This is a genomic window from Pseudomonas sp. LBUM1660, assembly GCF_059695935.1.
On sequence record NZ_CP166795.1, the window covers coordinates 5952795 to 5970008 of the forward strand.

A 17214-nucleotide genomic window follows, 5' to 3' on the forward strand; every position below is an offset into this window, starting at 1 on the left:
TTTGTCGAGGTGCAAACAGCACCTCAAAGGTTGACTAATACGAAGGACTGGAACGGCATCGTCGGCGAAAACGCAGAGTTTAGCTGACAAACTCAAAGCTTCCGCAGGTAACCCATGCAACCTTCCGGCCGATCAAAGGCCTGATAGGCGTGGCCGCCAGTAAAACGGACCAGTATCCTAGCACCCTCTCGCCCGCCGACGCTAAGACCAAGCGGGCAGCTCAACAGGTTTAAAAACGAATGAATGCTTTAGCCCGCCGCGCTGCAGGCCTGCTGCTCAGCACAGTTTGTCTGCCCCTCTCGGCCCTGGCTGCCGATCCACAACCCACCCACGAATTCACTCTGGATAACGGCCTGAAGGTCGTTGTGCGCGAAGACCATCGTGCGCCAGTGGTGGTTTCCCAAGTCTGGTACAAGGTCGGCTCGAGTTACGAGACGCCGGGCCAGACCGGTTTGTCCCATGCCCTGGAACACATGATGTTCAAGGGCAGCGAAAAAGTCGGCCCCGGCGAAGCGTCGCTGATCCTGCGCGACCTCGGCGCCGAAGAGAACGCGTTCACCAGCGATGACTTCACCGCTTATTACCAGGTGCTGGCCCGTGACCGTCTGGGCGTGGCCTTCGAGCTGGAAGCCGACCGCATGGCCAGCCTGCGCCTGCCGGCCGACGAGTTCGCCCGCGAGATCGAAGTCATTAAAGAAGAACGTCGTCTGCGCACCGACGACAAGCCGATGTCCAAGGCCTACGAACGCTTCAAGGCCATGGCTTACCCGGCCAGCGGTTACCACACGCCGACCATCGGCTGGATGGCTGACCTGGACCGCATGAAAGTCGAAGAGCTGCGCCACTGGTACCAATCCTGGTACGTGCCGAACAACGCCACACTGGTGGTGGTCGGCGACGTGACCCCGGACGAGGTCAAAACCCTGGCCCAGCGGTATTTCGGCCCAATCGCCAAACGCGATGTGCCGCCGGCGAAAATCCCGCTCGAACTGGCCGAGCCTGGCGAACGCCAGATCACTCTGCACGTGCAAACCCAATTGCCGAGCCTGATGCTGGGCTTCAACGTGCCGAGCATCGCCACCGCCGAAGACAAGCGCTCGGTGAATGCCTTGCGCCTGATCTCCGCCCTGCTCGACGGCGGCTACAGCGGACGCATCCCGACGCAACTGGAACGCGGCGAAGAGCTGGTGTCCGGTGGTTCGTCGAGTTACGACGCTTACACTCGCGGCGACAGTCTGTTCACCTTGTCGGCCACGCCGAACATCCAGAAAAAGAAAACCATGGCCCAGACTGAAGCTGGCCTGTGGAAGCTGCTCGAACAGCTGAAAACTACCGCGCCGTCCGCCGAAGAACTGGAACGCGTCCGCGCGCAGGTCATCGCCGGTCTGGTCTACGAGCGTGATTCGATTACCAGCCAGGCCACCTCCATCGGCCAACTGGAAACCGTCGGCCTGTCCTGGAAACTCATGGACACCGAACTCGCCGACCTCGAAAGCGTGACACCGGAAGACATCCAGAAAGCCGCCAAGCTGTATTTCACCCGCGAACGTCTCAGCGTCGCCCATGTACTGCCACTGGAGACGACTCATGAGTGAGCGTAAAAAATCCCGTCTGGCCCTGATCGGCCTGATCGCTGTCGCCCTGATCGGCTCTGCTGCGTTCTATTTGTCGAAAAGCGAAGACTCCACGGCCAGCGAAGCCCTCGACAAGGCCAAGTCCAGCCAGAAGCTGCAATCGCTGAGTGAACTCGACGGCAAGGCGCCGAGCCACCGTTCGCTCGACGTACAGACCTGGAACACCGCCGAAGGCGCCAAGGTGATGTTCGTTGAAGCCCGCGAGCTGCCGATGTTCGACCTGCGCCTGATTTTCGCCGCCGGCAGCAGCCAGGACGGCAACGCGCCCGGCCTCGCACTGCTGACCAACGCGATGCTCAACGAAGGTGTGGCCGGTAAAGATGTCGGCGCCATCGCTCAGGGTTTCGAAGGCCTGGGCGCAGACTTTGGCAACGGCGCGTTCAAAGACATGGCGCTGGCTTCCTTGCGCAGCCTCAGCGCCGCAGACAAGCGCGAGCCTGCGCTGAAGCTGTTCTCTGATGTCGTCGGCAAACCGACCTTCCCGGCCGACTCCTTTGCGCGCATCAAGAACCAGATGCTTGCCGGTTTCGAATACCAGAAACAGAACCCGGGCAAACTGGCGAGCCTCGAACTGATGAACCGCTTGTACGGCGATCACCCCTACGCGCACTCCAGCGACGGCACGGCGAAAACCGTCCCGGCGATTACCGTGGCGCAACTCAAGGCGTTCCACGAGAAAGCCTACGCGGCAGGCAACGTGGTGATTGCGCTGGTAGGTGATTTGTCCCGCGCCGAAGCCGAGGCGATTGCCGCGCAGGTCTCCAGCGCGCTACCGAAAGGCCCGGCCCTGGCGAAAATCCCGCAACCTGAAGAGCCAAAAGCCAGCATCGGTCACATCGAGTTCCCGTCCAAGCAGACCAACCTGATGCTCGCGCAACTGGGCATCGACCGTGACGATCCGGACTACGCAGCGCTGTCCCTGGGCAACCAGATCCTCGGCGGCGGTGGTTTCGGCACCCGTTTGATGAGCGAAGTACGCGAGAAGCGTGGCCTGGCCTACGGCGTCTATTCGGGTTTCACCCCGATGCAGGCACGCGGCCCGTTCATGATCAACCTGCAAACCCGCGCCGAGATGAGTGAAGGCACGCTGAAACTGGTGCAGGACGTGCTCGCCGACTACCTTAAAACCGGCCCGACCCAGAAAGAACTCGACGACGCCAAGCGCGAACTGGCTGGCAGCTTCCCGCTGTCCACGGCCAGCAACGCCGATATCGTCGGCCAGCTCGGCGCGATGGGTTTCTACAACTTGCCGCTGAGTTATCTGAACGACTTCATGCGTGAGTCGCAGAGCCTGACCGTCGAACAGGTCAAAGCCGCACTGAACAAACACTTGAGCACGGACAAAATGGTCATCGTCAGCGCTGGCCCGACCGTGCCGCAAAAGCCGTTACCGGCCCCAACTGATAAACCTGCCGAGCAGCCGCTCGGGGTTCCGGAGCATTGATGGCCACTCGTCCTAAGAAACCCGTTCACAACGTACACAACGGCGTGAACCAATTGCGCATCATCGGCGGCGAATGGGGCAGCCGGAAGTTGAGCTTCCCCGACGCCCCGGGCCTGCGCCCGACCCCGGACCGGGTGCGTGAAACCCTGTTCAACTGGCTCGCGCCTTACGTTGCCGGGGCCAAAGTGTTTGATCCGTTCGCCGGCAGCGGCGCGTTGTTCCTCGAGGCCTTGTCCCGTGGCGCGGCGATGGGGCAGGCGCTGGACGCCAGCAACATCGCGGTTGCCAGCATCAAGGAGCATCTGGGCACGTTGCGCTGCACCACCGGCCAGATCCAGACCGCCGATGCCTTGCGCTACCTGGAAACCCAGACCGCGACCGCCTACGACCTGGTGTTCCTCGACCCGCCGTTCAACCAGGACCTGTTACCGACCGTCTGCACGCTGCTTGAAGAGCGTCAGTGGCTGGCCAATGAAGCCTGGATCTACACTGAAAGCGAAAACGCGCCGTCGAGCCTCGGCTTGCCAGGCAACTGGCGCCTGCACCGGGAGCAGAAATCCGGGCGGGTGTATTACGCGTTGTGGCAACGTATGGCAGAGATCGCCGGTTAACCGACCGGCCTGAAAAAGGTGCGCACCGGCTGCGCACCGCTGCATCGAGAGCAATCGTGTCCTTTCTGTCAGAACGCTTCACCCCCGCCTTCGGCCTCGGCAACCCGCACCTGCAAACCTTGTGGGGACCGCTTTGGCGCAAAACCACGCACATCGAACGCGAGCGCGAACGCTTGTGGCTTGAGGATGGCGACTTTCTCGATATGGACTGGCACGGCCCGCACACCGCCGATGCGCCGCTGGTGCTGGTGCTGCACGGGCTGACCGGCTCTTCGAATTCGCCCTACGTGGCAGGGGTGCAGAAGGCGCTCGCTGCCCAGGGTTGGGCCAGCGTCGCGTTGAACTGGCGTGGCTGTTCGGGCGAGCCGAATCTGTTGGCGCGCAGCTACCATTCCGGTGCCAGTGAAGACGTGGCCGAAGCCATCAAGCACCTGCGGGCCAAGCGCCCTCTCGCACCGCTGTATGCGGTCGGCTATTCCCTGGGCGGCAATGTCTTGCTCAAGCATTTGGGCGAGACTGGCAGTGACAGTGGCGTGTCAGGCGCAGTCGCGGTGTCGGTGCCGTTTCGCCTCGATCATTGCGCCGATCGCATCGGCCAGGGTTTCTCGAAGGTCTATCAGGCGCATTTCATGCGCGAGATGGTGGCTTACATCAAGAACAAACAGCGCCAGTTCCAGCATGACGGGCGCGAAGATGGACTGGCGGCGTTGGCGGCGCTGGGCTCGCTGGAGAACATGCGCACCTTCTGGGATTTCGATGGCCGGGTCACGGCGCCGCTCAATGGTTTCGTCGATGCCGAGGATTATTATCGCCGCGCTTCGAGCCGGTATTTTCTTGGAGAGATTCGCACGCCGACCCTGATCATCCAGGCGGCCGATGATCCCTTCGTGTTCCCGCATAGCCTGCCGCACGCATCGGAATTGTCCGCCTCCACCCAGTTCGAGTTGCAAGCCAAGGGCGGGCATGTCGGTTTCGTCGATGGTTCGTTCCGCCAGCCGGGTTATTACCTGGAGCGGCGCATTCCTCAGTGGCTGAGCGCCGTGGGTCGCGGCTAAGCCATGGCCGCCGATCAGGGCGAGTCGATCCGCTTCTGGCAAACGGCGCCGTTGGCCGGCGTCGAATTATTGTCCGCGCGCTACATCGAACATCGCTTCGCGCCCCACGTGCATGACGGTTATGTGATCGGCATGATCATGGCCGGCGCCCAGCGCTATCGCTATCGCGGCGCCGAACACCTGGCCGGCAGCGGCACGCTGGTGTTGATCAACCCTTATGAACTGCACACCGGCCATAAAGGCACGGAGGATGGCTGGTTGTACCGGGCGTTTTATCCGGACAGCGGGCAGATTCTCTCGCTGCTGAACGAGCTGGAGTTGCCGACCACCCACTTGCCGGGGTTTGGCGCGACGCTGTATCGCGACCCTGATCTGGTGAAGGGTTTCTGCCAACTCCATCGTTTGTTGGAAAGTCCGTCCACGGCGCTGCAACAGCAAACCGTCTGGCGCGAGATGATGCTGTTGCTGCTGCAACGTCACGCCGCCGTGCCGATCGCCGGCAAACCCGGCAAGGAGCACCGGGCGGTGACGCTGGCCAAGGACTTGCTACAAGCACAACTGGCGGCGGCGCCCTCGCTGGAAGAACTGGCGGCAGCGGTCAATCTTTCCCCATTCCACTTCGCCCGGGTATTTCGTCGCGCCACGGGAATGCCGCCGCATACCTGGCTGATGCAGCAACGCATCGCGCAGGCAAGGGTGCTGCTACAGAACGGTTGTTTGCCGCTGGAAGTCGCGATGCAATTGGGGTTTGCCGACCAGAGTCATCTGAGTCGGCAGTTCAAGCAGGTTTACGGGGTTGGGCCGGGGGCGTATCGAAGTGCCCGGCAATTACCCGGATGTTGAGCTCGACACAGATCCACATGTAGGAGCGGACTGTGGCGAGGAGATTTATCCCCGTTCGGCTGCGAAGCAGCCGTAAACCATTGTTTGCGGTGTATCTGATGCATCGCAGTTTTCGATTCGGGGCCGCTTTGCGACCCAACGGGGATAAATCCCCTCGCCACAGCTCGCTCCTACAGGGGACAGCGTTTATTCGCCAGTTGCGATGCCGTGCGCAGGATCGTTGATCCACTCGCTCCACGACCCGGCGTACAACGAGCCCAATGGATAACCCGCCAGGCACAGCGCGAACAAGTTGTGACAGGCCGTCACACCAGAACCGCAATACGCCACCAGATCTCTCGGCGAACGATCACCGAGCTTCGCAGCAAAGCGCTGTTTGAGCTGATCCTCCGGCAGAAAACGCCCGTCACTGCCCAGGTTCTCGGTGAACGCCGCACATTGCGCACCGGGGATGTGCCCGGCAATCGGGTCGATCGGCTCGACTTCGCCCTTGAAACGCGGCAAGGCGCGGGCATCGAGCAAGGTCAGCGCGGGTTGGCCGAGACGCTGCTGGAGCTGTTCGGCGCTCAAGATCAGCGCGTCGTCCGGCGTCCCGCTGAAGGTGCCACGCTCGATGTCGCACGCATCCAGACTCAGCGGCAACCCGGCCGCATGCCAGGCCTTGAGCCCGCCATCCAGAATAAACACGCCGTCACGCTTGCCCAGCCAGGCCAGCAACCACCAGGCCCGCGCCGCGTAGGCACCGGGGCCGTCGTCGTACAAAACCACTTCGCTGTCGGCATTGATGCCCCAGGCTTGGAGGCGCTCGATCAAGTCTTCAGGTTCAGGCAGCGGATGGCGCCCGGTCACGCCCTTGACCACTGTCCCGCTCAAATCACGCTCAAGATCGGCAAAGCTCGACCCGGCGATATGCCCTTCGGCATAGCTGCGCTGGCCGTAGTCCGGGTCTTCGAGGGCAAAACGACAATCCAGAATCACCAGCCCGGGCTGCTCCTTTTTCAGGTCCAACGCTTGCGGGCTGATCAGTTGCGCAATGGGCATAACGGGCTCCTGTGATTAAGTCGGTCTTGAATCCTACTGCACTTCTTCCAGCGCCTGGGCCAGTGGCACGTAAAACTCTTCGTACAGCGCGTTGACCGCGTCGCGAGACTGTTCCGTGACGAAACCGGCCTCAAGCACCAGCACCTGATACACCCCACGCTTGATGGCTTGCTCACTCAGGTGATTGGAATTTTCCCGCGTGGTGCACAGGAAACGCACCCAGGACGTCAGGATAATCCAGGCATTGAGCGTCAGGGATTCGATCTGGACCTTGTCCATTTTCAAGATGCCGGCATCGACGAAGGCGGCGTAGATGTGGGTGCCATGGATCAGGCAGCGCTGGGAGAAACGCCGATAACGGGCGGCCAGTTCGGGATCGCTGTCGAGCAAATGCTCAAGATCACGATGTAAAAAGCGGTAGCGCCACATCGCCGCCAGCAGTTCCTGAAGGTAGAAGCGCTTGTCTTCCACCGTGGACGCTCGGCCCTGAGGCGGGCGCAGGAAGCTATCCACGAGGCTTTCGTACTCACTGAACAGCACGGCGATGATCGCCTGCTTGTTGGGGAAGTGGTAGTACAGGTTGCCCGGAGAAATCTCCATGTGGGCAGCAATGTGGTTGGTGCTGATGCTGCGCTCGCCCTGTTGATTAAACAGCTCCAGGCTGTTCTGCACGATGCGCTCGCTGGTTTTGATCCGAGGGGCCATGGCTTGAGCTTTAATTCAGAGTGCGTTGACGGGCATCTTACGACCTATCGGCGAGCGGATAAAACAATGCTGCGCCAGGATGTCATTTGACTTTCTAGAGCATAGACTCTAAAAGGTGCCTCATTACAACAAAAACCGGAGCCGATCATGACCGCCGACATCGCTTATCTGCAGAACCTGCAACAGCCTCTGGACGAACTCCAGGCCCTGTTCGAAGCGCAGCGTGCGGCCTATGCAGCCAACCCGATGCCACCGGCTGCCCAGCGTCAGCAATGGCTCAAAGCCCTGCGCGATCTGCTGAGCAATGAGCGCCAGGCCTTGATCGATGCGATCAGCCAGGATTTCAGCCACCGCAGCGCCGATGAAACCCTGCTCGCAGAACTGATGCCCAGCCTGCACGGTATTCATTACGCCAGTCAGCACCTCAAAGGCTGGATGAAAGCCTCGCGGCGCAAGGTCGGTATCGCGTTTCAGCCGGCTTCGGCGAAAGTGGTTTACCAACCGCTGGGCTTGGTCGGCGTGATCGTGCCGTGGAACTACCCGCTGTATCTGGCCATCGGGCCGCTGGTGGGTGCGTTGTCGGCGGGCAATCGGGTGATGCTCAAACTCAGTGAGTCGACCCCTGCCACCGGTTTGCTGCTCAAGGAGTTGCTGGGCCGGATCTTCCCGCAAGACCTCGTCTGCGTGGTGCTGGGCGAAGCCGATATCGGTGTCGCGTTCTCCAGACTGCGCTTCGATCACCTGTTGTTCACCGGCGCCACCAGCATCGGCAAGCACGTGATGCGCGCGGCAGCCGAGAACCTGACGCCGGTGACCCTTGAGCTGGGTGGCAAGTCCCCGGCCATCGTGTCCCTCGACGTGCCGCTCAAGGACGCCGCAGAGCGCATCGCGTTCGGCAAGACGCTCAATGCCGGGCAAACCTGCGTGGCTCCGGACTACGTGCTGGTGCCGGAAGATCGCGTCGGTGCTTTCGTCGAAGCCTATCGCCAGGCGGTTCGCGGATTTTATCCGACACTGGCCGACAACCCGGACTACACCGCGATCATCAATGACCGACAACTGGCACGGCTCAACGACTACATCAGCGACGCCACCAGCAAGGGCGCGCTGCTGATTCCGTTGTTCGATCAGGGCCAGGGCCGGCGTATGAGTCATAGCCTGCTGCTCAACGTCAGCGACGACATGACCGTGATGCAGGACGAAATCTTTGGTCCGCTGCTGCCGATCGTTCCGTACAAGGATCTCGATCAGGCGTTTGCCTACATCAATCAACGACCTCGTCCGCTGGCGCTGTATTACTTCGGCTACGACAAGCACGAACAAAATCGTGTACTCCACGAAACCCACTCCGGTGGCGTGTGCCTCAACGACACGCTGCTACACGTTGCCCAGGACGATATGCCGTTCGGTGGCATCGGTGCCTCGGGCATGGGCCATTACCACGGCCACGAAGGCTTCCTGACCTTCAGCAAGGCCAAAGGGGTGCTGATCAAGCAACGTTTCAACGCGGCGAAACTGATTTACCCGCCGTACGGAAAATCCATTCAGAAACTGATCCAGAAGCTGTTTATCCGCTAACGATCACACCGTCGGGTAATAACAATAATGAGCCCATGCCTGTCTGATACACCCGCGCTGTCACGGCGCAGCCTGCTTAAATTCAGCCTCGGCGCGAGTGCGTTTCTGGCCACGGCCGGATTGGGCGCGAGCCTTAGCGGCTGCTCATCGAGCATCCCGGCCAGTGGTTTCGCGATCCTGCGCAGCGGCGATCTGCTGTTTCTGCGGGCATTGGTCCCGGTGATGCTCGAGGGCGCCGTGGCCGTCGAGAAGATGCCGACGGCCGTCGAGGGCACCCTGAAAACCCTGGATAACGACCTGAATCACCTGTCCCCGGAAATGCTCAAGCTTACTCAGCAATTGTTCGACGTGCTGGGGATGGCGGTGACCCGCGGGCCGCTGACCGGGATCTGGGGCAGCTGGGAAAACGCCAGCTCCGATGAGATCCGGCACTTTCTCGATCGTTGGGAAAACAGCTCTTTGAGCCTGTTGCGCATGGGGCACAGCTCGTTGCTGCAACTGGTGATGATGGCTTGGTACAGCCGCGCGGAATCGTGGGTGCATTGCGGGTATCCCGGGCCGCCTACGGTTTGAGACCGAGTCGACCCCTTCGCGGGCAAGCCTCGCTCCTACACCCGTAGGAGCGAGGCTTGCCCGCGAAGGCATCCTCATGAACACCACTGCATCCAAAAACATAACAACTAGAGAACCCGAAGATGCCCGTACCCGACCCGTTCCGCGAAGGCATGGCCCGTGGCTGGAAAACCTACAACGGCTCGCAACTGACCCAGGACCTGACCCTGGACGCGGACGTAGCGATCATCGGCAGCGGCGCGGGCGGTGGGACCACCGCAGAAATCCTCAGCGCCGCCGGCTACAAGGTGCTGCTGATCGAAGAAGGTCCGCTCAAGACCAGCAGCGACTTCAAGATGCTCGAAGACCAGGCTTACACCAGCCTCTATCAGGAAGGCATCGGCCGCATGAGCAAGGACGGCGCGATCACCATCCTCCAGGGCCGCGCGGTGGGCGGCACCACGCTGATCAACTGGACGTCGAGCTTTCGCACCCCCGACCCGACGCTTGAGCACTGGGCCAGGGAACACAACGTCAAAGGCCACAGCCCGGCCGAGATGGCGCCGTGGTTCGAGAAAATGGAACAGCGCCTGGGCGTTGCGCCCTGGATGGTGCCCCCCAACGCCAACAACGATGTGATCCGTAAAGGCTGCGAAAAACTCGGATACTCCTGGCACGTCATCCCGCGCAACGTGCGCGGCTGCTGGAACCTTGGCTATTGCGGCATGGGCTGCCCGACCAACGCCAAGCAATCGATGATGGTCACGACCATTCCCGCGACCCTGGAAAAAGGTGGCGAGCTGCTGTATCTGGCCCGCGCCGAAAAGCTCTCGATCAAGGACGGCAAAGTCACGGGCCTGCAATGTGTGGCGATGGACGACCGTTGCGTTGCGCCCACCGGACGCACGATCACAGTCAAGGCGCGGCATTACGTGCTGGCCGGCGGCGGGATCAACAGCCCGGCGCTGCTCCTGCGCTCCGAGGCACCCGATCCACACCAGCGGCTGGGCAAACGCACGTTCCTGCACCTGGTAAACATGTCCGCCGGGCTGTTCGACGAGGTGATCAACCCGTTCTACGGTGCACCGCAGTCGATCTATTCCGACCATTTCCAATGGCAGGACGGCACCACCGGCAAGATGTCCTACAAACTGGAGGTGCCGCCACTGCACCCGGCGCTGGCTTCCACCCTGCTCGGTGGTTTTGGCAAGGAAAACGCCGGGCACATGGAAAATCTGCCCCACACCCACGCGATGCTGGCGTTGTTGCGCGACGGTTTCCACCCGGACAGCCCCGGCGGCAGTGTCGAATTGCGCGGTGACAACACGCCGGTGCTCGACTATCAGGTTTCACCCTATGCCTGGGATGGCTTGCGCCGGGCCTTTCACAGCATGGCCGAGATCCAGTTCGCCGGCGGCGCCAATGCGGTCATGCCGATGCACGCCGACGCGCGCTACGTGAAAAACCTGGCCGAAGCGCGCACGTTGATCGACGGTTTGAGCCTTGAGTTGTATCGCACCCGCCTGGGCAGTGCTCATGTGATGGGCGGTTGTGCCATGGGTGAAGACCCGAAAAACGCCGTGACCGACAGCCTTGGCCGGCATCACCAGATCAGCAATCTCTCCATCCACGATGGCTCGCTGTTCCCCACCAGCATTGGCGCAAACCCACAATTGTCGGTCTACGGGTTGACCGCGCAACTGGCGACTTCGCTGGCCGAACGTTTGAAAAACCCATGAAAACGGAGAATATTCGTATCGTCTATAGTGCTTTCTTACCCAACAGGCGACTTGGCCGACCGGGAAGGCTGCGATACCATCCGACTCCCCAACGGACTCCCGCCAGGACGACGCGATGAACCGAGTGTTGTACCCAGGTACCTTCGACCCTATTACCAAGGGCCATGGCGACTTGGTCGAACGCGCCGCGCGCCTGTTCGATCATGTGATCATCGCCGTCGCTGCCAGCCCGAAGAAAAACCCGTTGTTTCCCCTGGAACAACGTGTGGCGCTGGCCCGCGAGGTTACTAAACATCTGCCGAACGTTGAAGTCGTCGGCTTCTCGACGCTGCTGGCGCACTTCGCCAAAGAGAAGAACGCCAACGTGTTCCTGCGTGGTTTGCGCGCGGTGTCGGACTTCGAATACGAATTCCAGCTGGCCAACATGAACCGCCAACTGGCGCCGGATGTGGAAAGTCTGTTTCTTACACCGTCCGAGCGTTATTCGTTCATTTCCTCGACTTTGGTCCGTGAAATCGCAGCGTTGGGCGGCGATATCACCAAGTTCGTCCACCCTGCGGTGGCGGATGCCCTCACCGAACGCTTCAAGAAGTAACGACCGCTCAAGCGGCGCCCGCGTGCACTGCGGGCGCCAATGCGGCACAATTGCGCGCATTGGTTTATTGCGCCCGGGCCGTCCGCCCTGGCTGGAGTTAGCATGTCCCTGATCATCACCGACGATTGCATCAACTGCGACGTCTGCGAACCCGAGTGCCCGAACGCCGCTATTTCCCAAGGCGAAGAGATCTACGTGATCGACCCTAACCTGTGCACACAGTGTGTCGGCCACTACGACGAACCTCAGTGCCAGCAAGTGTGCCCGGTGGATTGCATTCCGCTGGATGAAGCGCATCCGGAGACTGAAGAGCAGTTGATGGCGAAGTATCGGGTTATTACCGGCAAGGCTTGAGTCATTGGGCGTCTGTGAGGACGCCTTCGCGGGCAAGCCTCGCTCCTTGTATGTTGACCTTGATTCCAACGAAAGAGGTTACGCTCAAGGATTCATACAAAAGCAAGTGCGTTTCTGGGGGAGGCCGATCGCTCCTGAAGGCAGGATTTGCTCCTGACCTTGTCTGTAGAGAGGCCCCCCCGCCTCATTGCCCACCACGAAGAGTATCGAGAAGCCGACAAGTCGGACTTCGCATTACAAGGTTGCAGTGGCATGAAGTTCGAGGTCGGGGGAACCAGGGGCAATCTTACCGAAAGTCAGGGAAGTGAAAAGCATGAATATTCATATCGGCATAGACATTGGTGCGCGCACGTCTGTCATGGGATGGCGGCAGAGCGGTAAAACATCAGGCCAGTGGGACATTCAGCACACGCCCAAAGGACGTAAGGCTGCCGTGACAAAGATGTTAGGTCTCAAACCGCTGAGCGTGGTCATGGAGGCCACTGGCATTTACTACCTGGATCTTGCATTGGAGTTGCACGCTGCCGGCCTGCCGGTCTCGGTGATCAACCCCAAAAGCTTCCACAATTTTGCAAAAGTGATGCTGCAAAACAGCAAAACTGACCAGATAGACGCTCAATTGCTGGCTGAATATGGCGAGCGCATGACTCCCAGGCTTTGGGTTCCGCCTACTACCGATCAAATGACGTTGCGTGCGATTGGCCGCCATATCAATCGGCTGATTGGTCATCGAACACGAGCCAAAAACGAATTACACGCGCTACAAGCGACAGAAACGAGTGTGGAGCTGCTGATCGAGGATGAGAAAGAGGCGATTGCAGGGCTGGACACACGGATTGATCGCTTGAAGAAAGCCGCACGTGATGCCATCGCCAAATGCCCGGATCTGAGTTTGCAGTTTCGCTGCATGCTGGCGGCCCCCGGCGTTGGAGAGGCCTCAGCCATCGCCGCACTGGCTGAGCTGACGACCCTTCCGGTAACGCTTAAATCGGCGCAGGTAAGCCGCTATGCAGGCCTGGATGTCAGGTTGACCCAGTCAGGCACCAGCGTGAACCGGCCAGGGCGAATGTCCAAATGCGGTAATGCTTACTTGCGCGCAGCGATGTTCATGCCGGCGATGACGGCAATCCGTTGTGATGAGAATGTGAAGGCCTTCTACGAGGCTCTGGTAGCGCGCGGCAAGAAGAAAATGCAGGCCATCGGTGCGGTCATGCGCAAATACCTAACCGGGTTATGGGCATGCATGCGTTCCGGAGAAGAATTTAATACGGCCAAGCTTTTTAGCGAAAAACATCTCGCGAAAGCTTGACCGTGAACAGAGTATCTACAGGTAGGGCGTAGTCTCGAATTTTTCGCAAATCCTGTAGGAGCGAGCGATCCGACTTGCCCGCGAAGCTTTTCAGCGTCACTCCCGCTGCTCAAACCCCTCCCCGATACACCCCAGGCACCGCACAAACGCCGCTTTCGCCGGATCAACCACCAGCGCCTGTCCTGCATCGCCAATGCCGCCGCCCAAGGCAGTGAACGGCAACGACACCACAAACGCCCCGGCACCGATCACCGTCGCCACGACCAGCAAGGGTCGGGCGATCAGCAAGTCGCCGAGCATGGCGTAGGCCGGGGGATTCTGGATGGTGTAACGCGGATCACCGCTGCCGCTGTTGGCCGCCAGCGCGGGTGCACCGACGCTCAGCAGCAGCGCAACGACAAGGGTTCGAAACGAATTCATGGCACGGTCCTTCGGCTAGGCAGTGAGAACACTGACTATAGACCGTCGGACGTATCAGCTCTGGCAGCGTGGGCAAAAGACGCTGGCGCGCTGCCCCAGTTTCACTTCGCGCAGTTCAGTGCCACAGACTTTGCAGGGCTCACTGCCCCGGCCGTAGACGAACAATTCCTGCTGGAAATACCCCGGCTGACCGTCGCCGCCGATAAAGTCCCGCAACGTCGTACCGCCACGCTCGATAGCGGCAGCCAGAATGCGTTTGATCTCGATCGCCAGCTTCAAATAGCGCGCCCGGGAAATGCTCTTGGCCTCGCGACGCGGGTCGATGCCGGCGGCGAACAGCGCTTCGGTCGCGTAGATATTGCCGACGCCTACCACCACCGCGTTATCCATGATGAACGGCTTGACCGCCATGGATCTCCCCCGAGACTGCTGGAACAAGCGATCGCCATCAAACAGGTCGGTCAACGGCTCCGGCCCCAGACGGATCAGCAGTTCGTGGTTGAGCGGGTCGAGGCTCCAGAGCATCGCGCCAAAACGGCGCGGGTCGGTATAGCGCAGGGCCAGGCCGGATTCGAGTTCGATGTCCACATGCTCGTGCTTGGCCGCCGGCATACCGACTTCCACCAGCCGCAGATTGCCCGACATGCCCAAATGACTGATCAGCGTGCCCACTTCGGCATTGATCAGCAGGTACTTGGCGCGGCGTTCCACCAGCACGATGCGCTGGCCGGACAGGCGCACATCGAGGTCTTCAGGAATTGGCCAGCGCAAGCGACGGTCACGCACGATCACTCGGCTGACGCGCTGGCCTTCCAGGTGCGGCGCAATCCCGCGGCGAGTGGTTTCGACTTCCGGCAGTTCAGGCATGGAGTTCTCGAATCAGGGTTCTCGAATAAATGAAGCCGCTGATGCTCAGTGGTGAGTCCTGAGGTCACGAATCGTTTGCTTGAGGGTCTCGAAGTCGTAGTCCGAGAGGCCGACATAATCGAGCACCAGATGCCCGATGCTGTTCCACTCATGGTCTTCGGCCTGATTACCCAACACCCGGTAAGACGCACAAATGTGCTCGGCCATTTTCAGGATCGCCAGCAGGTTCTTGAGCTGAGCGTTGCGCGAAGATTCATCGCTGAAGATCGCCAGGGCGTTGTGGTGATTGGCGATCGCGGCGGTCACATGCTCCGGCAGCCGCCAGGACTTGGCCGTGTAGTAACCGACCACCGCGTGGTTGGTGTTGAACACCCGGTTCTCGGTGTCGACCACCCGGCATTCGGCACCGGCGTTGGCGTAGGCCTCTTCCAGAACGGTCATGTAGTTGGGGAAACGCTGCAGCATCAGCGGCACGCCGCAGTCGTGGAACAGCCCCAGAGCATACGCTTCGTCGCCGGCCTGGGCGCCGATGCGCTTGGCCAGCGTCAGGCAGGTCATCGCCACGTCCTGAGCCGTATCCCAGAACCGGTTCAGGGTGACGATGGTGTCGTCGTTCATCTCGCCCTTGATCGACTGCGCGTTGATCAGGTTGATGATCGAGCGGCTGCCCAGCAGGTTCACCGCACGCTGGATCGAGGCGATCTTGTTGCTCAAGCCGTAATACGGCGAGTTGACGATCTTCAGCAAGGCGCCAGAGAGTCCGGGATCCTGGGAGATCAGCTTTGCGATCACTTCCAGATCCGGGTCGGGCATGTACTGCTCCATCTGCAAATCCACCATGATTTGCGGCTGGGCAGGCACGCTGATGCCTTGCAGGGACTGTTGAATCTGTTCGGAAGTCAGCTCTTGGGACATAAGTACACACTCTGGGCCAGGCGCAGATTCTAGCTTCTAAAAGTTGGATCCGACACACCGGCCGACACATTGGCGAAAGTTTCATTTCTGCATAGCAATCGAAATCGCTTTCGCGGGGAAGCCTCGCTCCACAGGTTTACACGATCCAGTAGGAGCGAGGCTTGCCCGCGAAGGGGCCATCAGCGTTTCATCGCCCGCCCGGCCCGCCGCAAGCCGCAACACGCTATACTCCCGCTCTTTTTTCCGGAGCGACGTCATGTCCCTGCCTAGCCTGCGCCTCAAAGCCAACGCCGACCGTCGCCTGCGAAACGGCCACTTGTGGGTCTATAGCAACGAAATCGATGTAGCGGCGACCCCTTTGCACGGTTTTCAAGCTGGCGACCAGGCGATCCTCGAAGCCGCCGGCGGCAAGACGCTGGGCATCGTGGCCATGAGCCCGAACAACCTGATCTGCGCCCGTCTGCTGTCGCGCGACATCAAGTTGCCGCTGGACAAGTCGCTGCTGGTCCATCGCCTGAACGTTGCGCTGTCCCTGCGCGATCGCCTGTTCGACAAGCCATTCTATCGCCTGGTCTACGGCGACTCCGACCTGCTGCCAGGTCTGGTGGTCGACCGCTTCGGCGACATCCTCGTGGTGCAGATCGCGTCGGCAACTATGGAAGCCCATAAAGAAGACGTGATCGCCGCGTTGACCCAAGTGCTCAAGCCAAGCGGCATTCTGTTCAAGAATGACTCCGCTGCCCGTGACGCCGAAGGCCTCAACCGTTATGTCGAAACCGTGTTCGGCCTGGTGCCGGAATGGGTCGCGCTGGAAGAGAACGGCGTGAAATTCGAAGCCCCGGTCATCCAGGGTCAGAAAACCGGCTGGTTCTACGACCACCGCATGAACCGCGCGCGCCTGGCTCCTTATGCCAAAGGCAAACGCGTACTGGACCTGTACAGCTACATCGGCGGCTGGGGTGTGCAAGCAGCCGCGTTCGGTGCCAGTGAAGTGTTCTGCGTCGACGCGTCGGCATTCGCCCTCGACGGCGTCGAGCGCAACGCCGCGTTGAACGGTTTCGCCGAAAAAATGACCTGCATCGAAGGCGACGTGTTTGAAGCCCTGAAAGAGCTGAAAGCCAGCGAAGAACGCTTCGACGTGATCGTTGCCGACCCACCCGCCTTCATTAAACGCAAGAAAGACATGAAGAACGGTGAAGGCGCCTACCGTCGCCTGAACGAGCAAGCCATGCGCCTGCTCAGCAAGGACGGCATCCTGGTCAGCGCGTCGTGCTCGATGCACCTGCCGGAAGACGACCTGCAGAACATCCTGCTGACCAGCGCCCGCCACCTGGACCGCAATATCCAGATGCTCGAGCGTGGCGGTCAGGGCCCGGATCACCCGGTGCACCCGGCCATCGCCGAAACCCGCTACATCAAGAGCATCACCTGCCGGTTGCTGCCAAACAGCTGATAACGCCGGTTCGACGGGGAGCCAGACGGCTCCCCGTTTTATTATCCGATATTGAATTTCGCTCTAACTTCCTACACTTACAATCCTACAAACTAGCAG

The 17214-nt window shown here is 60.5% G+C and carries 17 protein-coding genes; 12 read left to right on the plus strand and 5 right to left on the minus strand.

Translation table 11 applies throughout. From position 1 onward, the window contains the following. The first annotated feature begins 239 nt into the window (after positions 1-239). From ACA068_RS27700 to ACA068_RS27720, 5 genes are read left to right on the plus strand one after another with little or no spacing between them, the layout of a single operon-like run. The gene (locus ACA068_RS27700) at positions 240-1595 is read left to right on the plus strand and encodes a M16 family metallopeptidase (RefSeq protein ID WP_403102288.1); all 1356 of its coding nucleotides are present in this window, start codon (positions 240-242) and stop codon (positions 1593-1595) included. After that, positions 1588-3078, plus strand: coding sequence for a M16 family metallopeptidase (locus tag ACA068_RS27705; RefSeq protein WP_497306152.1), 1491 nt, complete (start codon positions 1588-1590; stop codon positions 3076-3078). The genes ACA068_RS27700 and ACA068_RS27705 overlap by 8 nt, the downstream gene beginning before the upstream one ends. Continuing rightward, positions 3078-3689, plus strand: a complete 612-nt coding sequence (rsmD, locus tag ACA068_RS27710) for a 16S rRNA (guanine(966)-N(2))-methyltransferase RsmD (RefSeq protein ID WP_109635619.1) — start codon at positions 3078-3080, stop codon at positions 3687-3689. The genes ACA068_RS27705 and rsmD overlap by 1 nt, the downstream gene beginning before the upstream one ends. 56 nt (positions 3690-3745) lie before the next feature. Further along, a complete protein-coding gene (locus ACA068_RS27715; protein WP_497306154.1) occupies positions 3746-4744 on the plus strand; it encodes a hydrolase in 999 nt (332 codons plus the stop codon). Between the two features lie 3 nt (positions 4745-4747). Then, positions 4748-5587 carry an AraC family transcriptional regulator gene (locus tag ACA068_RS27720; RefSeq protein ID WP_497306156.1) on the plus strand — a complete coding sequence of 280 codons (840 nt, stop codon included), beginning with the start codon at positions 4748-4750 and terminating at the stop codon, positions 5585-5587. Positions 5588-5773: 186 nt separating this feature from the next. Here ACA068_RS27720 and ACA068_RS27725 read toward each other — a convergent pair whose 3' ends face one another. Beyond that, complete coding sequence (locus ACA068_RS27725) at positions 5774-6628, minus strand: sulfurtransferase (protein WP_497306158.1); 855 nt, start codon at positions 6626-6628, stop codon at positions 5774-5776. 33 nt (positions 6629-6661) lie between these two features. Next, positions 6662-7333, minus strand: coding sequence for a TetR/AcrR family transcriptional regulator (locus tag ACA068_RS27730; protein WP_010466800.1), 672 nt, complete (start codon positions 7331-7333; stop codon positions 6662-6664). Between the two features lie 147 nt (positions 7334-7480). Here ACA068_RS27730 and ACA068_RS27735 point away from each other — a divergent pair, with 147 nt between their 5' ends. The 6 genes from ACA068_RS27735 to ACA068_RS27760 all read left to right on the plus strand — a co-directional run bounded on the left by ACA068_RS27735 (position 7481) and on the right by ACA068_RS27760 (position 13460). Then, positions 7481-8911: a coniferyl aldehyde dehydrogenase gene (locus tag ACA068_RS27735; RefSeq protein ID WP_497306160.1), complete on the plus strand. Its 1431-nt coding sequence runs from the start codon at positions 7481-7483 to the stop codon at positions 8909-8911. Between the two features lie 27 nt (positions 8912-8938). Then, complete coding sequence (locus ACA068_RS27740) at positions 8939-9484, plus strand: twin-arginine translocation pathway signal protein (RefSeq protein ID WP_497306162.1); 546 nt, start codon at positions 8939-8941, stop codon at positions 9482-9484. Between the two features lie 122 nt (positions 9485-9606). After that, positions 9607-11202, plus strand: a complete 1596-nt coding sequence (locus ACA068_RS27745; RefSeq protein WP_497306164.1) for a GMC family oxidoreductase — start codon at positions 9607-9609, stop codon at positions 11200-11202. Between the two features lie 115 nt (positions 11203-11317). Continuing rightward, complete coding sequence (gene coaD / locus ACA068_RS27750) at positions 11318-11797, plus strand: pantetheine-phosphate adenylyltransferase (RefSeq protein WP_109635631.1); 480 nt, start codon at positions 11318-11320, stop codon at positions 11795-11797. A 102-nt stretch (positions 11798-11899) separates the two neighbouring features. Next, positions 11900-12151 carry a YfhL family 4Fe-4S dicluster ferredoxin gene (locus ACA068_RS27755; protein WP_048722619.1) on the plus strand — a complete coding sequence of 84 codons (252 nt, stop codon included), beginning with the start codon at positions 11900-11902 and terminating at the stop codon, positions 12149-12151. Positions 12152-12464: 313 nt separating this feature from the next. Continuing rightward, the gene (locus ACA068_RS27760) at positions 12465-13460 is read left to right on the plus strand and encodes an IS110 family RNA-guided transposase (RefSeq protein WP_497303007.1); all 996 of its coding nucleotides are present in this window, start codon (positions 12465-12467) and stop codon (positions 13458-13460) included. A gap of 96 nt (positions 13461-13556) precedes the next feature. Here the strand turns inward: ACA068_RS27760 and ACA068_RS27765 are convergent, their stop codons facing one another. From ACA068_RS27765 to ACA068_RS27775, 3 genes are read right to left on the minus strand one after another with little or no spacing between them, the layout of a single operon-like run. Next, positions 13557-13880, minus strand: coding sequence for a multidrug transporter (locus tag ACA068_RS27765; protein WP_131061097.1), 324 nt, complete (start codon positions 13878-13880; stop codon positions 13557-13559). 54 nt (positions 13881-13934) lie between these two features. After that, complete coding sequence (mutM, locus tag ACA068_RS27770; RefSeq protein ID WP_010466788.1) at positions 13935-14747, minus strand: bifunctional DNA-formamidopyrimidine glycosylase/DNA-(apurinic or apyrimidinic site) lyase; 813 nt, start codon at positions 14745-14747, stop codon at positions 13935-13937. Between the two features lie 45 nt (positions 14748-14792). Next, positions 14793-15608, minus strand: a complete 816-nt coding sequence (locus tag ACA068_RS27775) for an HDOD domain-containing protein (RefSeq protein ID WP_497310675.1) — start codon at positions 15606-15608, stop codon at positions 14793-14795. A gap of 310 nt (positions 15609-15918) precedes the next feature. Between ACA068_RS27775 and ACA068_RS27780 the strand changes: the two genes are divergently transcribed. Beyond that, positions 15919-17115, plus strand: a complete 1197-nt coding sequence (locus ACA068_RS27780) for a class I SAM-dependent rRNA methyltransferase (protein ID WP_003195152.1) — start codon at positions 15919-15921, stop codon at positions 17113-17115. The last annotated feature ends 99 nt before the right edge of the window (positions 17116-17214 follow it).

What these genes read in the sequence shown, in the direction of transcription:
- ACA068_RS27700 (WP_403102288.1), top strand. Translation starts at nt 240, where the DNA reads ATGAATGCTTTAGCCCGCCGCGCTGCAGGCCTGCTGCTCAGCACAGTT.
- ACA068_RS27705 (WP_497306152.1), top strand. Translation starts at nt 1,588, where the DNA reads ATGAGTGAGCGTAAAAAATCCCGTCTGGCCCTGATCGGCCTGATCGCT.
- rsmD (WP_109635619.1), top strand. Translation starts at nt 3,078, where the DNA reads ATGGCCACTCGTCCTAAGAAACCCGTTCACAACGTACACAACGGCGTG.
- ACA068_RS27720 (WP_497306156.1), top strand. Translation starts at nt 4,748, where the DNA reads ATGGCCGCCGATCAGGGCGAGTCGATCCGCTTCTGGCAAACGGCGCCG.
- ACA068_RS27725 (WP_497306158.1), bottom strand. Translation starts at nt 6,628, where the DNA reads ATGCCCATTGCGCAACTGATCAGCCCGCAAGCGTTGGACCTGAAAAAG.
- ACA068_RS27730 (WP_010466800.1), bottom strand. Translation starts at nt 7,333, where the DNA reads ATGGCCCCTCGGATCAAAACCAGCGAGCGCATCGTGCAGAACAGCCTG.
- ACA068_RS27735 (WP_497306160.1), top strand. Translation starts at nt 7,481, where the DNA reads ATGACCGCCGACATCGCTTATCTGCAGAACCTGCAACAGCCTCTGGAC.
- ACA068_RS27740 (WP_497306162.1), top strand. Translation starts at nt 8,939, where the DNA reads ATGAGCCCATGCCTGTCTGATACACCCGCGCTGTCACGGCGCAGCCTG.
- ACA068_RS27745 (WP_497306164.1), top strand. Translation starts at nt 9,607, where the DNA reads ATGCCCGTACCCGACCCGTTCCGCGAAGGCATGGCCCGTGGCTGGAAA.
- coaD (WP_109635631.1), top strand. Translation starts at nt 11,318, where the DNA reads ATGAACCGAGTGTTGTACCCAGGTACCTTCGACCCTATTACCAAGGGC.
- ACA068_RS27755 (WP_048722619.1), top strand. Translation starts at nt 11,900, where the DNA reads ATGTCCCTGATCATCACCGACGATTGCATCAACTGCGACGTCTGCGAA.
- ACA068_RS27760 (WP_497303007.1), top strand. Translation starts at nt 12,465, where the DNA reads ATGAATATTCATATCGGCATAGACATTGGTGCGCGCACGTCTGTCATG.
- ACA068_RS27765 (WP_131061097.1), bottom strand. Translation starts at nt 13,880, where the DNA reads ATGAATTCGTTTCGAACCCTTGTCGTTGCGCTGCTGCTGAGCGTCGGT.
- mutM (WP_010466788.1), bottom strand. Translation starts at nt 14,747, where the DNA reads ATGCCTGAACTGCCGGAAGTCGAAACCACTCGCCGCGGGATTGCGCCG.
- ACA068_RS27780 (WP_003195152.1), top strand. Translation starts at nt 15,919, where the DNA reads ATGTCCCTGCCTAGCCTGCGCCTCAAAGCCAACGCCGACCGTCGCCTG.